Source organism: Duganella sp. AC917 (genome assembly GCF_979258245.1).
This window is the reverse complement of record NZ_OZ409848.1, coordinates 182,279-196,391: the sequence shown is the minus strand read 5'-3', so window position 1 is coordinate 196,391 and position 14,113 is coordinate 182,279. Positions and strand designations below refer to the sequence as shown.

Sequence of the window (14,113 nt, the reverse complement as noted above, 5' to 3'; positions counted from 1 at the left end):
CAGGCGCGCGCCATCGGAGACTGCCTACATTTACCGTAGGAGGGACGTGGCCTTTGTCAGGCGTTCACGCCTTTCATGCCTTCCAGCGGATAGCGCGCGCCGGCCGCCATCCCGGCCGGCAACACCGAATCGATGCGCTCCAGCTCGGCCCGGGTCAGTTGAACCCGCAAGGCGCCGAGGTTCTCCAGCAAGTAAGCGCTACGCTTGGTGCCCGGGATCGGCACCACCGGGCAGCCGTGCGCGTCGCCCTGCGCCAGCAGCCAGGCCAGCGCCAGCTGGGCCGGTGTGCAACCTTTGTCGTCGGCGATGCGCTGCACAATATCGGCGATGCGCTGGTTGCCTGGGCGGTTCTCCTCGGCAAAGCGGGGACTGATTTTGCGGAAATCCCCATCTTGCAATTCGGCGACTTTACCGGTCAGAAAGCCGCGCCCCAGCGGGCTGTAGGCGCAAAACATGGTGCCGACATCGCGGCAGGCGCGCAACACGCCCTGCTCCGGATCGCGTGTCCACAGCGAATACTCGCTCTGCACGGCGGCGATCGGGTGGATGGCCGCCGCGCGGCGCAAGGTGTCCGGCGACACTTCGCACAGGCCGATGGCGCCGATCTTGCCTTGTCGGACCAGCTCGCCAAGCGCGCCGACCGACTCTTCCAGCGCGGTCTGCGCCAGGTTCAAACGATGCATATAGAATAAATCGATGTGCTCGACACCCAGGCGCGTCAGCGACGCCTCGCAGGCCTGGCGGATGTAGGCCGGGGAGTTGTCGACGCGCCGTTCATAGTTTCCCTTGGCGCGCACCAGGCCGAATTTGGTGGCGATGACGACCCGATCACGCTTTCCGCGCAGAAAGCGGCCCAGCAACTCCTCGTTGTGGCCGGCGCCATAGCTGTCGGCGGTATCGAACAGCGTGACGCCGTTGGCGAACGCGGTCTCCAGCGTCTGCATCGACTGCGCGTCGTCGGTGGCGCCGTAAAATTCGGACATGCCCATGCAGCCCAGTCCCATGCGCGAAGGTTGTTTCATGATGTGCTCCCGGTGGTTGATGGAAGCAGTCTAGCGACGCGGCGCGGCGGGCGGAATGTCCGAAATCGTGATACCTTTTCGGTATCATGAGACCACTCGACTCCCACGCGTTGCGGATTTTCGTTGCCGTCGCTCAATGCCTGAACTTCCGCCAGGCCGCCGAACAGCTGCACATGACGCAGCCGCCGCTCAGCCGCGCGGTGCGGCAACTCGAGCAGCGGCTGGGCGTCGAGTTGTTCGAGCGCGACACCCAGCACGTATCGCTGACGCCTGCCGCCGCCACGCTGCTGCCGCGCGCGCTGCGCATTCTGGCGCTGCTCGACGAGGCCGAGCAGGCCTTGAAGGCCGAGCGGCAAGAGCAGCGTCGTCCGTTGCGCCTGGGCCTGACCCGGTCGATGGAATCGGACCTGTTCCGCCGCTTCACCGACGCGCTGTCCGCGCAAGCCGGCGCGGCCCCGGACATCGTTGTCGACGACTCGCCACGGCTGGTTGCGCGGGTGCGCGCGCGCCGGCTGGACGCGGCCATTATCGCCTTGCCCACCAAGACCTTCGATCTGCAGGTGCAACCACTGGGCAGCCAGCCGATGCTGGTGGCCTTGTCCGCCCGCCATGCGCTGGCCAGGCGCCGGTCGCTGTCGCTGGCCGACCTGCAAGACCAGCCGGTGTACTGGTTTGAGCGGGCCCGCCAGCCGGCCTTTTTCGATCATTGCCACGCGGTGTTCCGCGCGTTCGGCTTCGCGCCGGCGTTCGTGCGCGAGCCGGCAGATCACCACGTGCTGCTGAGCGAAGTGGCGGCTGGCAACGGCATCGCACTGCTGCCGGCGTCGTTTGCCGCGATCGGCCGCCACGGCGTGGCCTACCGCAAGCTGGCCGAAGGCGAACGGCTGGCGACCGGACTGGGGCTGGTGGTGGCGGACGGCCATCCCGACGCCGCGCTGCTGGAGCGGCTGGCGGCCGAAACGCTGGCTTGAAACGGTGCGTGAGCGGCCCGCTTGGGCTACCATAGCGGCCAGGCCGAAGCCCACAAACGCTTCACATATCCTCAATCGACAAAATTGATTATCAGAATATTATGACTTTTACCCTCAGCGACACCGCCTACGGCACCGACACCCCGGAAGCTAAAATCGCCATGTTCGACGACCTGCGTTCGCAATTGACGGGTCTGGTGCACGGCGAGAGCGACTTGATCGCCAACACGGCCAACTTCAGCTCGCTGGTGTTCAACAGCATGCCGGGCCTGAACTGGGCCGGGTTCTATTTCCTCAAAGGTGACGAGCTGGTGCTCGGACCGTTCCAGGGCAAGCCGGCCTGCATCCGCATCAAGAAGGGGCGCGGGGTGTGCGGCACCACGGTGGTCGAGGGCAAGTCCATCGTCGTGCCGGATGTGCACGCGTTCCCCGGGCATATCGCCTGCGACGTCAATTCGCGCTCCGAGCTGGTGGTGCCGGTGCGCGGCGCCAACGGCGAGATCGTCGGCGTGTTCGATCTGGACAGCCCGCTGCCGAACCGCTTCGACCAGACCGACGCCGATGGCATCGAGGCGCTGGTGAAAGTGCTCGAAGCGACGCTGGCGGACGCACAGCAACCGTCACCGCAGGGATAGGTAGGGCGGACTAGCGCAGCGTAATCCGCCATGGTTGATCCGCTGGCGGCGCGCACTTTGGTGGATTACGGCGTTCCGCCTAATCCCCCCTACGTGTCTGGTGGACCGTGCGCAGTTGATTGGCTCTGGCCAGCAACAACGTCCGCTCGCGTTCATTCTGCGTCAATTGCGCGGCGCGCTCCAGCTCCGCCCTCGCCTCGTCGTTGCGCCCCAGCTTGGCCAGAAAATCCCCCCGTACGCTCGGCAGCAAATGGTAGTTCTTCAGCGCCGCCACATCCCGCAAACCGTCCACCACCTCCAGCCCCGCCTCCGGCCCGAACGCCATCGATACCGCCACCGCCCGGTTAAGCTCCACCACCGGCGACGGCGCCAGCTGCGCCAACGCGTCGTACAGCGCGGCGATCCTCCCCCAATCGGTGTCCGACGCCAGCCGCGCCCGCGCATGACACGCCGCGATCGCCGCCTGCACGCCATACGGCCCCAGCCCGCGCCCGGTGTTCTCGGCCCGCGCCAGCGCCGACAGGCCGCGCCGTATCAACAACTGATCCCACCGCGACCTGTCCTGCTCCAGCAACAATATCGGCTCGCCGCCCGGCCCGACCCTCGCGCGGGCGCGCGACGATTGGATTTCCATCAGCGCCACCAGGCCGTGCACCTCCGGCTCCTGCGGCGCCAGTTCGGCCAGGATGCGCCCCAGCCGCAGCGCATCCTCGCACAACGCCGGCCGCATCCAGTCGGCGCCGGCGCTGGCCGAGTAGCCTTCGTTATAGATCAGATAGACCACCTGCAACACCGACGCCAGACGCTCGCCCAGTTCGTGCGCGCGCGGCGCCTCGAACGGTACCTTGGCCTCCGCCAGGGTGCGCTTGGCGCGCACGATACGCTGCGCCACCGTCGCTTCCGGCACCAGGAAGGCCCGGGCGATCTCCTCGGTGCTCAGGCCGCCCAGCAGGCGCAACGTCAGCGCCACCCGGCCATCGGTCGGCAGCACCGGATGGCAGGCCACGAACACCAGCCGCAGCAGATCGTCACCGATGTCGTTTTCCAGCGCGTCGGCCACCGCCGCCTCCAGGTTCGGCGCGGCGTCCTGCAAGACGCCTTCGAGCTCGTAGCCGAGCGCGGCCTCCTTGTCCTGATGCAGCCGGCGCCGCCGCAGCGCGTCCAGCGCGCGGTTCTTGGCGACCGTGGTCAGCCAGGCAGCCGGCTGCTCGGGCACGCCGGTCTCCGGCCAGCGCTCGAGCGCCTGCACCAGCGCGTCCTGGGCCAGTTCCTCGGCCTGGCCGACGTCGCGCAACATGCGCGCAAGCACAGCGATGATCTTGGCGGACTCCATCCGCCACACCGCTTCGACGATGCGGGCGACGTCAGAGGCCACGGTTCTTCTTGTCGAACGCGCCGCGCAGGCCCGCCTCCAGTAACTCGGCGCGCAGGCGCTCCTCGGCCGCCCGCATCTCCGGCGTGAATTCCTGATGCTCGATGCGCTCGCACGCCTCGCGCAGCTCCAGGGTCAGGTCGCCCGGGTGCGGGTACGGATAGGCCTTGGCCCAGGCGATCGCCTCGTCGCGGGTGGCCGCCTGCACCATCCAGTAGCCGGCGATCAATTCCTTTACCTCCGTGAACGGGCCGTCGACCACCGTCGTCTTGGAATTGGCGAAATGCACGCGCGCGCCGGTGGCCGTGCCGCGCAGGCCGGCGCCGGCCAGCAGCACGCGCTCGCGCACGGCCGCCTCGTTGCTGTCGTTCATGCGGTCGATGACCTCGGCCGGCGGCATCAGGTCGGCCTCGGCCTCGACATCCGAACGCAGGAACACGACATAGCGCTTGAGCGCGACGTCGCGTTGCGGCATATTGCCCAGCACCGTACCGCGCTCGTCGATGCTGTGGCATCCGCCGACGCAACCGGGATCGCGGATTTCATAGACCGCGCCGCTGTCGAACAACGGCCACCAACGCACCTGCTCGATGACGTCCTCGCGCGAGGCCGCCTCCACCAACGTGAAGCCGGCGACCAGCTCCTTCGGCGAAAACGGCCCAACGCTCTGCAGCCACTCGCCGTCGCGGCGCGTCAGCCGCACCGCCTCGGTGCTGGGACGCAGAAAAACGCCCGGCTCCAACGCAGGCGGCTGCTCGCCGCGCTCCGTGCTCTGGTTGGCGCGGCGCAGTACCATGAATTCCATCGCTTGCTCCCGAAAAAGATTTAACGCAGGTATTTAGCGCTAAGGTAGCAGCTTCACAAGCGTGCGCGCAAGGCTTCTTCCCGGGCCGCGATCTCGGGTGTGGCGACCTCGCCGAAATCCTCCATCTCGAACACCTGGCGGATTTCGATCTCGGACGGGCCGTCGAACGGATTGGGACAGCGCTTCATCCACTCGATGGCTTCCTCCTTCGACTTGACCTGGATCAGCCAGAAGCCGGCGATCAGTTCCCTGGTCTCGGGGAACGGGCCGTCGATGACGGTGCGCTGGCTGCCGTCGTAGCGGATGCGCGCGCCCTTGGCGCTGGGCTGCAAACCCTCGCCGGCCAGCAACACGCCGGCGTTGACCAGTTCCTCGTTGAACTTGCCCATGGCCGTGAGCAACTCGGTGCTCGGCATCTTGCCCGCTTCCGAGTCCTCGGTGGCTTTGACGATGATCATGAACCTCATGATTGTGGCCCGATGTTGGCCTGGTCGGGCTGCATCTCTTCCATCGCCCGCACCATTTCGTCCGGCGCCATGTCCTTGACGTGCGTGGCGATCGACCAGTTGTGGCCGAACGGATCGACCACCTGCCCGTAACGGTCGCCCCAGAACTGGTCTTCAACCGGCATCCTGACGGTGGCGCCGGCGGCGACCGCCTGCTCGAACACCTGGTCGACATTCGGCACGTACACGTGCAAGGTAACCGGGCTGCCGTTGAGCTTTTTGGGGCCGACGCTGCCATAGTCCGGAAACTCGTCGACCAGCATGACGTTGGAGTCGCCGATACGCACGCTTGCGTGCGTGATCTTGCCGTCCGGCGTCTGCATGCGGGCCGTTTCCACGGCGTTGAAGGCTTTTTTATAGAATTCGATGGCGTCGGCCGCGCCGTCGCACACCAGGTGCGGGGTGACGGTGCGCATGCCTTCGGGGATGGGTTCTACTTGTGCGGTCATGGTGATCTCCTGAGTGTGGTTGAACCGAGTGAGAACGTCCCACTCTACCTCCACGACGAAGCAGCACGAACCGGATCGACACCTATTTTTAACTATTTTGCGTTTTTTCAAACGACAGGTAAAAAATCGTCTTGGCGCCCGGCACGCTATCGACCCGGATATTGCCTCTGTGTAATTCCATGATGGCGCGGACGATGGACAAGCCCAGTCCCGCCGAGTGCGCATGGTCCGAGCGCGCCGGATCCGCCCGGTAGTAGCGGTCGAAGATATGCGGCAAGTGTTCGGCGGCGATGCCGGGACCGGTGTTACTGACCGCCAATTCGACGCCGCCGGCGCCGTCCGTTTCGCGCGCGGACAAGGCCACCTCGCCACCGGCCGGCGTGTGGCGGATGGCGTTCGACACCAGGTTGCCGACCGCGCGCTGCAACAGCACCGGATCGACGTCGGCGCGCAGCGGCGGCGACTCGACCGTCAGCCGCACACCGACATCGTCAGCAAGGATCTCGAAATAATCGTGGATGCGTTGCAGCTCGGCGCGCAGGTCGACCGATTCCCGCCGCAAGCCCAGCTGGGCGTTGTCGACCCGCGCCAGGAACAGCGTGTTCTCGATCATGCGCGCCAGCCGCTCGTACTCCTCGGAATTGGAAGCCAGCAGCGTCTGGTATTCCTGCACGGTGCGCGGACGCGACAGCGCGACCTGGGTTTCCATCATCAGGGTGTTGACCGGCGTGCGCAGATCGTGCGCGAGGTCGGCGGCAAAGCCGGACAGGCGCTGTACGCCATCCTCCAGCCGGTCGAGCATGGCGTTGAAGGCCTGGCCCATCTCGCGCAATTCAACTGGCGCGTCCTCGACCGACAGGCGCGTGTTCAGGCGACTGGTGTTGATGTCGTTGGCCTTGCCAATGACCGAACGCAGGCGCCGCATGCTGTGGCGCACGATGGCATAGCCGAGCAAGGCGGCCAAGGTCGCGCCCACGCACAAGGCGACGAACAGGTCGACCGCGTAATTGCGCATGATGCGTAGCCGGTCCGAGCGCTCGCGCGCCAGCGTGATCTGCACCGGCTGGCCATCCGCGCCCACCAGCCCGACCGCGCTGACCATGCGGCCGGTGCCCATGGCAGGCGTCCAGTCGTGCACGTCGGCCAGGGTCAGCGCCTGCCTGGGCGGTACCCGCGCGACCTGCGGCAGCGGGCGGGAGGTGAGCGACGTGCGCAGCAAGGACGCGCCGTCGGCACCTTTAACGCTGAGCATGAAATCGTCGTGGCCGAACAACGCTTCGGTGAGCGGACGGGGATTTTGCACGATGGTCTGCGGCGACGGCAGCTCGGCCAGGATGCGGCGGATCTGCGCCACCTTGCCGATCAACTCGATGTCGTCGCGCTCGGCCATCTGGCTGGCCAAGGTCTGGTACAGATAGGCGCCGACCGCCAGGAAGGTCGCCACCGCCACCGCCGACAGCAGCAGCGCCACCCGCAACGTCAGCGACAGCGGACGCGGCTTGCGCGGCTTGGGAGCGTGGGGAGCCCGGGGCGGCGGCGTGGCCAGCGCTGCGTTCAAGCCCGCTCCTCGACCAGATAGCCGATGCCGCGCACCGTCTGGATCAGCTTGAGCGGATATGGATCGTCGATTTTGGCGCGCAGCCGGCGGATCGCCACGTCAACCACGTTGGTGTCCGAATCGAAGTTCATGTCCCACACCATCGAAGCGATCTGCGTGCGCGACAGCACCTCGCCCTGGCGCTTGGCCAGCAGATGCAGCAATGCGAATTCCTTGGCCGTCAGCTCGATGCGCTGGGCCTGGCGCGTGACGCGGCGGCGCAGCACGTCGATCTCCAGATCGGCCACGCGCACCACGTCGGCCTCGCGCACCGGCCCGCGCCGCAGCAAGGTTTTGATGCGGGCCAGCAGCTCGGCAAAGGCGAACGGCTTGACCAGGTAGTCGTCGGCGCCCAGCTCCAGCCCCTTGACGCGGTCGGCCACATCGTCGCGCGCGGTCAGGAACAGCACCGGCGTGTGCTTGCGCTCGCGCAGCTTGCCGAGCACCGCCCAGCCGTCCATTTGCGGCAGCATCACGTCCAGCACGATCAGGTCGTAGTCGTGCTCCAGCGCCAGCGCCAGGCCGTCGACGCCGTTGCGCGCCAGGTCCGCCACGTAGCCGGACTCCCGCAAACCCTTGATCAGGTAATCGCCCGCTTTGGGCTCGTCTTCCACCACCAGTATTTTCATGACGCCCATTGTCCGATGTCCGAAGGCGGATTTGGATTACAAATCCGTCATTTGCAGCCCTTGGCAAGGATACATCATGCCGGACCGGTCAGAACCCACGGGCCAGCGCCACGCCGTCGAGTCCGGGCGTGGCAGCGAAAACCCCGGCGATATGGTCGATGAAAACGCTGGCTCGCAGCGGCAGCAGCCGCGCCGCCGAATAGACGGCGTTGAGCGGCGAAAACGCCAGCGCCTGCCCGGCCAGCACCGGCACCAGCGTGCCGGAGCGCAGGTGGCCGACCACCATCCACATCGGCAGGTACCCGATGCCGATACCGTCGAGCGCCGCGCGGCGCACCGCCTCCACGCTGTTGACACGCAGCCGCCCGCGTACGTGGACCTCGCCATCGCTGAAGCGCCAGGCGCCGCCGCCGGTGATCAGCGTGTAGATGATGCACTCGTGTAGCGCCAGGTCGGCGGTCGTTGCCGGTACGCCATGGCGCGCGACGTAGCCGGGGCTGGCAACGCACAAGCGCTCCGAACTGCCCACGCGGCGGGCGCGCAGCGCGCTGTCCTTGAGCTCCCCGCCCCGGATGGCCACATCGACGCCCTCGGCCACCAGGTCGACAAAGGCGTCGCTCATGCGCAGCTCCAGCTCGACGTCCGGATAGCGCTCCAGGAAGGCCGGCAAGGTGCCGGCAATGATTTCCGTGCCCAGCGCGGGCGGGCAAGCCACCCGCAGCAAGCCGCGCGGATTGTGCTGGCCCAGCACGTCGGCCTCGGCCTGGGCGATCAGGTCGAGCGCCTGGCGCGCCTGCGCGTAGTAGCGCTGGCCCTCCGGCGTGACCGCCAGCTGGCGCGTCGAACGGTGCAGCAACAGCGCGCCCAGGTCCGCCTCCAGCGCGGCGATATGGCGGCTGACGTTCGGCTGGCCGATGTCGAGCTCGCGCGCGACCGCCGAAAAGCTGCCGGTCTCCACGACACGGACAAAACAGCGCATCCACAATAATTTATTCATTTGGCAAAGGCTCGATTATAGATTTATGTAATTAAAGCATAAATCATATGCGCGCGGCCTGTCTTATCGCGGACGCGTTTCGGCCGCACACTGGGTTCATGGTCTTCAGGACGATCTTCAAGACCCAACCATCGCAAAGGAAAACATCATGTCCAGGAAACTCGAAGGAAAAGTAGCGGTCGTCACCGGCGGCACCAGCGGCATCGGCCTCGCCATCGCCAAGCGTTTCGCCGCCGAGGGCGCCCGCGTCTATATCACCGGGCGCCGCCAGCCGGAACTCGATGCGGCGGCCGACGCCATCGGCGCGGCAGCCACCGGCGTGCGCGTCGATTCGGCCGACCCGGCGCAACTGCGGACGTTGTTCGACCGCGTCAAGGCCGAGCACGGCAAGCTGGACGTGCTGGTGGCCAACGCTGGCGGCGGCTCGATGGTGCCGTTGGGCCAGATCACCGAGGAGCACTTCGACGACACCTTCAACCGCAACGTCAAAGGCACTTTGTTCACGGTGCAGGCGGCGCTGCCGCTGCTGGGCGAAGGCTCGTCGGTGATCATGACCGGCTCGACCGCCGGCAGCGGCGGCACCGAGGCGTTCAGCGTGTACGCGGCGTCGAAGGCGGCGGTGCGCTCGTTCGCGCGCAACTGGATCCTCGATCTGAAGGGTCGCGGCATCCGGGTCAACACCATCAGCCCCGGTCCGATCAGAACGCCGGGACTGGTGGAACTGGCAGGGCCGGACCAAGCCCAGCAGCAGGGATTGCTCGACCACTTCGCCACGCTGATCCCGATGGGACGAGTCGGCGAGCCTGACGAGATCGCCAAGGCGGCCGTGTTCCTGGCGTCCGACGACGCCAGCTTCGTCAACGGCATCGAGCTGTTCGTCGATGGCGGCATGCAGCAGATTTAAGCGGCGGAAAACCCGCGCCAACCATCACATCGGCGGCGCGGGTTCCTGCCAATACGGCGCGGCGCCGTTCAGGCCGATCGACGGCGCCATGCCGGCGCGTTCGGCCAGGTCGTTGACGGCGGCGACGATCTGGTCCTGCCCCAGGTGCTGCATCATGTGGCCCAGCCCGGGCAACAGTGTCAGCTCGCTGTGCGGCACGTCTTTGTGCAGCCGCGCCGTGTGGCTTTCGGGATCGATGACGCGGTCGCCATCGCCTGCCATCAGCGATATGGGCATGCGCAGCTCGCCGTAGCGTTTCTCCAGTCCAGCGGCCGCCCCCACCATCAGCGCGGCCTCCTCGGCGGTGGCGCGCACCTGGCCCGGACGCAGCAGCATCCACGGATCCTCGCGGCGGAAGCTGTCGGTGACCTTGCTCGGGCTGAACATGCCCTTGGCGGCCAGCGGCCAGGCCAGCCGCCCCAGCAGCGGCGACACCGTGAACCGCATCAGGTCGCCCAGCACCGGGATCGCCGGCATGGCCGCGATCGGCACGTCAAGCCGCGTGCTCGGATAGTAGTAGCCCGACAGCAGCAACAGTCCGGCAATGGTGTCCGGCGCCTGCAGCGCCATCTCCAACGCCACCATCGTGCCCCAGGAGTGCCCGAGCACCAGCGCCTGGTCGGCGCCCAGATGGCGCAGCGCCAGCAGCATCAGCCGCGCCTGCTCCTGCGGCGTCCAGCTGGTGGCGCGCGGCCGGTCGCTGTAGCCGAAACCGGGCCGGTCGATGGCGATCACGCGGTACGACTGCGACAGCCGGTCGATCAGGCCGTTGGCGCGGAAGTCGTCGGCGGTGACCACGGTGCCGTGCAGCAGTAGCAAGGTCGGCCCCTCGCCCTGCTCCAGATAATGCAGACGCACACCTTCGACCTCGAGGAAACGGCCGGCCGGCGGGTTGTCGCGCTCGGCCTTGGCGGTGCGGTTGCGCACGGTCAGCCAGGACGCGGCCAGGGTCGCGACAGCGAGTGCGGCGATGGTGCGGGTGGGAAAGCCTCGGTGCTTTTCGCGGGAAGTATCTTGCATCGTATCCTCCATATAAATGTGTGTGACCCGGCGCAGTGCGCGCGGTTACGCAAATTCGCGCCTCGCCGCCAGGGTGTTTTTACGGCGTCAACGGCTGCGGCTCGCCCAACAAATAACCCTGGGCGTAGTCGACGCCGATCTCGGTCAATTTCGCCAACGTTTCATCGTCATTGACGAACTCGGCGATTGTGCGGCGCCCCATCAGGTGGCTGATGTCGTTGGTGAAGCGCACCATCTCGAAGTCCACGGTACTGCTGGTCATCATCTGGATAAACGAACCGTCGATCTTGACGTAATCGACCGGCAACTGCTTCAGGTAAGCGAACGACGCCATGCCCGTGCCAAAGTCGTCGAGGGCGAAGCGGCAGCCCAACCGCTGCAGCGCCAGCACGAACGACAGCGTGTTCTGCAGGTTGGCGAAGGCGCCGGTCTCGGTGATCTCGAAGCACAATTTATGGGTCGGCACCGTCACCTGCTGGATGCGCTCGACCGCGTACTGCTGGAAACCCGGATCGGCCAGCGCCCGCTGCGACAGGTTGATGGTGCACAGCTCGAGCCGTTCGACATGGCCGGGCTGGCTCTCGAGCCAGGCCAGGCTGTGGTCGAGCACCCAGCGGTCGACCTCCTGCATGATGTCGTAGCGCTCGGCCGCCGGCAGGAAGCTGGTCGGTCCGACGGGCGCGGCGCCGCCATCCTTCATGCGCAGCAGGATCTCGTAGTGCAGGCCGCCATTGCCGGCGCCGCCGAGCGCGCGGATCGGCTGGTGGTACAGCTGCAGCGCATCGTTGCGGAAGGCGTCGCCGAGCCGCTTGACCCAGTACATGTCGTTGCGCCGCTGCGCGATCTCGGCGCCGCCGCGCTGCTGCATGAACACCCGGTTGCGTCCGCTCTCCTTGGCGATGTAACAGGCGTGATCGGCCTGGCGCAGCGCCTCCTCGGTCGTGGTGGTGGCGCCGTCGAGCGGCGTCAGGCCGATGCTCACGCCCAGCCGGAACACCTGGTTGTGGCAGATGTAGCGGAAGTTGCGCGTGGTCTCGAGCAGCTTGTTGGCCACCACCTTGGCCTCCTCCACCGTGCAGTGCTCGACGATCAGCGCGAACTCGTCGCCGCCGATACGCGCCAGCGTGTCGCGCTCGCGCACATGGGCGCTGTAGGCCACCGACAGCTGGCGCAGCAGGTCGTCGCCGGCGCCGTGGCCGCAGGTGTCGTTGACGATCTTGAACTGGTCCAGGTCGAGGTACAGCAGCGCGCTGCTGCTGGCGCCGGGCTGGCCGGTACGGTCGAGCGCGCGCTGCAGACGCACGCCGAACTCGCGGCGGTTCACCAGTCCGGTGAGCACGTCGTGGCTGGCCTGGTAGCTCAGGTTCTTGAGCAGCCCGCGCGACTCGGTGACATCGTTGAGCACCAGCACGGCGCCGCCGCTGCGGTCGCCCGGCAATTGCAGCGGCGTGGCCGTGTATTCGATCACATGCCGGTTGTCGTTGCGCGAGCGCAGCACCGCCGGCGCGTCCGACGTCACCTGCCGGTTCTCGCGCATGCAGCGCGGCACGGGATCGGCGTCGGGCGCAAGGCCGGGGGCAACGGCGGGATCGGCCGGCTCCCGCTCCAGTTGCAGCACCTGCCCGAGCGGCAGGCCGCACGCCTGTTGCTGGCTCCAGCCGGTCAGCCGTTCGGCGGCCGTGTTCATGCTGTCGATGCGCCCGTCCAGGCCGGTGGTGATGACGCCGCTGCTAATGGCCCGCAAGGTCACCTCGGCCCGCTCTTTTTCCGCCCGCAGCGATTCCTGCATCCGCTTCAGGTCGTCGATGTCGTCGACCACGGCGACGGCCAGGCATTGGTCGTCGCCGTCGGCCCGCACCGGTGTGGCGCCGACCCGGAAATAGCGCGGCGCCGCGTCCGGCAAATGCCACACCAGCTCGCGCGCCGGCACCGGCTGCCCGGTGATGATGGCCTGGGCCAGCGGAAACTCGTGCGCCGCCAGGCGCCGCCCGTCCGGGTCGCGGACATCGATGCGCGCATAGTCGCGAAACGTGGCGATGGCGTCGAGCGCGGCGCCGAACAGGCCCTTGGCCCTCTGGTTCTGATAGATGAGTTTTCCCGACGGCGCCTCGGCAATGAACACGCCGGACGGCATCTGGTCGATGACGGCGCGAAAGCGCAGGCGCAGTCGTTGCAACTCGTTGAGCAGGCGCTCGCGCTCCTCGGCCAGCAAACGCATATCGTGGATGTCGACGCACACGCCGCTCAGCTCGCTCCTGCCGTCGGCGTGGCGGATCCGGTCGGCGCGCACAAAGAACCAGCGGCAATTGCCGTCCCGGCGGCACAGGCGCACTTCCAGGGTCAGCGGCTGCGCCGGCATGGCCGACGTCATGCCGCGCAACCTGGCGCACACGGCCGGCACGTCGCGCCGGTCGACCAGCGTGCGCCAGCCGGCGTCCGCCGGCGCGGCGCCGTCGGGGTAGTAGCCGAGCAATTGCTTGAGCGCGGGCGACAATTGCAGCCGGGCGCTGGCGGCGTCCCACCGCCAGGTGCCGGCGTTGGCGGCGGTCATGATGCGACGGTTTTCTTCTTTCTCGTCGAGGCACTGTTCCAGCATCTTGTGCCGCGTCAAGTCCATCGTGACCTTGGAGAAACCAATCAGTTGGTCGCGCTCATCGCGCAACCCGGTCAGCGCGATGTGCGCCCAGAACAGGCTGCCGTCCTTTTTCCGGCGCCAGGTTTCCTCGCTGTAGAACCCGTGCTTGGCCGCCTCGCCCAGATTGTGGTCGGCCCAGCCCCGCGCCCGGTCCTCTTCGCGGTACAGCAGCGACAAATGCTGGCCGATCGCCTCGTCGGCGCGGTAGCCCTTCATGACCTCGGCCGCGCGGTTCCAGCTGGTGATGAAGCCGCGCGTGTCCATCAGGAAGATGGCGCACTCCTTGATTTCCTCCGCCATCAGACGGAACATTTCAGCCGCCTGGTGTGGCAACGGTATCGACACGGTGGACGGTGGTGGCATGGGCAGCTCAGCCGGCTTGGCCCGGCTCGACAAAAAATGGAGCGACCATTTTGCCGGATTTTCGCGCCACCGTTTTGTGGCGTTTTCTAACGTGCCGCGCTTTTCCGCGAGCGGGCGGGGCCGAGCGGGCGGAACGGCGTGCCCGCCGATCCGCCCTGGAGGTTGCGGA

13 protein-coding genes are annotated in these 14,113 nt (G+C 67.1%); 3 read left to right on the top strand and 10 right to left on the bottom strand.

Annotated elements, in window-relative coordinates:
- Window positions 1-56: 56 nt before the first annotated feature.
- Window positions 57-1,022 (bottom strand): aldo/keto reductase, encoded by a 966-nt coding sequence (locus ACZ0BA_RS00855; protein WP_463449489.1) that lies wholly within the window; start codon window positions 1,020-1,022, stop codon window positions 57-59.
- Between the two features lie 86 nt (window positions 1,023-1,108).
- Between ACZ0BA_RS00855 and ACZ0BA_RS00850 the strand changes: the two genes are divergently transcribed.
- Both ACZ0BA_RS00850 and ACZ0BA_RS00845 read left to right on the top strand, forming a co-directional pair.
- Complete coding sequence (locus ACZ0BA_RS00850; protein WP_463449488.1) at window positions 1,109-1,993, top strand: LysR family transcriptional regulator; 885 nt, start codon at window positions 1,109-1,111, stop codon at window positions 1,991-1,993.
- 101 nt (window positions 1,994-2,094) lie between these two features.
- Window positions 2,095-2,628 carry a GAF domain-containing protein gene (locus tag ACZ0BA_RS00845; protein WP_463449487.1) on the top strand — a complete coding sequence of 178 codons (534 nt, stop codon included), beginning with the start codon at window positions 2,095-2,097 and terminating at the stop codon, window positions 2,626-2,628.
- A gap of 79 nt (window positions 2,629-2,707) precedes the next feature.
- Here the strand turns inward: ACZ0BA_RS00845 and ACZ0BA_RS00840 are convergent, their stop codons facing one another.
- The 7 genes from ACZ0BA_RS00840 to ACZ0BA_RS00810 all read right to left on the bottom strand — a co-directional run bounded on the left by ACZ0BA_RS00840 (window position 2,708) and on the right by ACZ0BA_RS00810 (window position 8,983).
- Window positions 2,708-3,961, bottom strand: coding sequence for an RNA polymerase sigma factor (locus tag ACZ0BA_RS00840; RefSeq protein WP_463454686.1), 1,254 nt, complete (start codon window positions 3,959-3,961; stop codon window positions 2,708-2,710).
- A gap of 31 nt (window positions 3,962-3,992) precedes the next feature.
- Entirely contained in the window at window positions 3,993-4,805 is an 813-nt protein-coding gene (locus ACZ0BA_RS00835) for a YciI family protein (RefSeq protein ID WP_463449486.1), read from the bottom strand.
- Window positions 4,806-4,858: 53 nt separating this feature from the next.
- Window positions 4,859-5,272: a YciI family protein gene (locus ACZ0BA_RS00830; RefSeq protein WP_463449485.1), complete on the bottom strand. Its 414-nt coding sequence runs from the start codon at window positions 5,270-5,272 to the stop codon at window positions 4,859-4,861.
- A complete protein-coding gene (locus tag ACZ0BA_RS00825) occupies window positions 5,269-5,760 on the bottom strand; it encodes a VOC family protein (protein ID WP_463449484.1) in 492 nt (163 codons plus the stop codon). Before ACZ0BA_RS00825 ends, ACZ0BA_RS00830 begins: the two co-directional genes overlap by 4 nt.
- Window positions 5,761-5,848: 88 nt before the next feature.
- Window positions 5,849-7,318, bottom strand: coding sequence for a heavy metal sensor histidine kinase (locus ACZ0BA_RS00820; RefSeq protein WP_463449483.1), 1,470 nt, complete (start codon window positions 7,316-7,318; stop codon window positions 5,849-5,851).
- Window positions 7,315-7,986 (bottom strand): heavy metal response regulator transcription factor, encoded by a 672-nt coding sequence (locus ACZ0BA_RS00815; RefSeq protein ID WP_463454685.1) that lies wholly within the window; start codon window positions 7,984-7,986, stop codon window positions 7,315-7,317. The genes ACZ0BA_RS00820 and ACZ0BA_RS00815 overlap by 4 nt, the downstream gene beginning before the upstream one ends.
- Window positions 7,987-8,074: 88 nt before the next feature.
- Window positions 8,075-8,983: a LysR family transcriptional regulator gene (locus ACZ0BA_RS00810; RefSeq protein WP_463449482.1), complete on the bottom strand. Its 909-nt coding sequence runs from the start codon at window positions 8,981-8,983 to the stop codon at window positions 8,075-8,077.
- Window positions 8,984-9,131: 148 nt separating this feature from the next.
- On the opposite strand from ACZ0BA_RS00810, the gene ACZ0BA_RS00805 reads away from it, so the two are divergent.
- The gene (locus ACZ0BA_RS00805; RefSeq protein ID WP_463449481.1) at window positions 9,132-9,887 is read left to right on the top strand and encodes an SDR family NAD(P)-dependent oxidoreductase; all 756 of its coding nucleotides are present in this window, start codon (window positions 9,132-9,134) and stop codon (window positions 9,885-9,887) included.
- Window positions 9,888-9,911: 24 nt separating this feature from the next.
- Here ACZ0BA_RS00805 and ACZ0BA_RS00800 read toward each other — a convergent pair whose 3' ends face one another.
- Together ACZ0BA_RS00800 and ACZ0BA_RS00795 are read right to left on the bottom strand one after the other, a co-directional pair.
- The gene (locus ACZ0BA_RS00800) at window positions 9,912-10,946 is read right to left on the bottom strand and encodes an alpha/beta fold hydrolase (RefSeq protein WP_463449480.1); all 1,035 of its coding nucleotides are present in this window, start codon (window positions 10,944-10,946) and stop codon (window positions 9,912-9,914) included.
- A 79-nt stretch (window positions 10,947-11,025) separates the two neighbouring features.
- Window positions 11,026-13,944 (bottom strand): EAL domain-containing protein, encoded by a 2,919-nt coding sequence (locus tag ACZ0BA_RS00795; protein ID WP_463449479.1) that lies wholly within the window; start codon window positions 13,942-13,944, stop codon window positions 11,026-11,028.
- Between the last annotated feature and the right edge of the window lie 169 nt (window positions 13,945-14,113).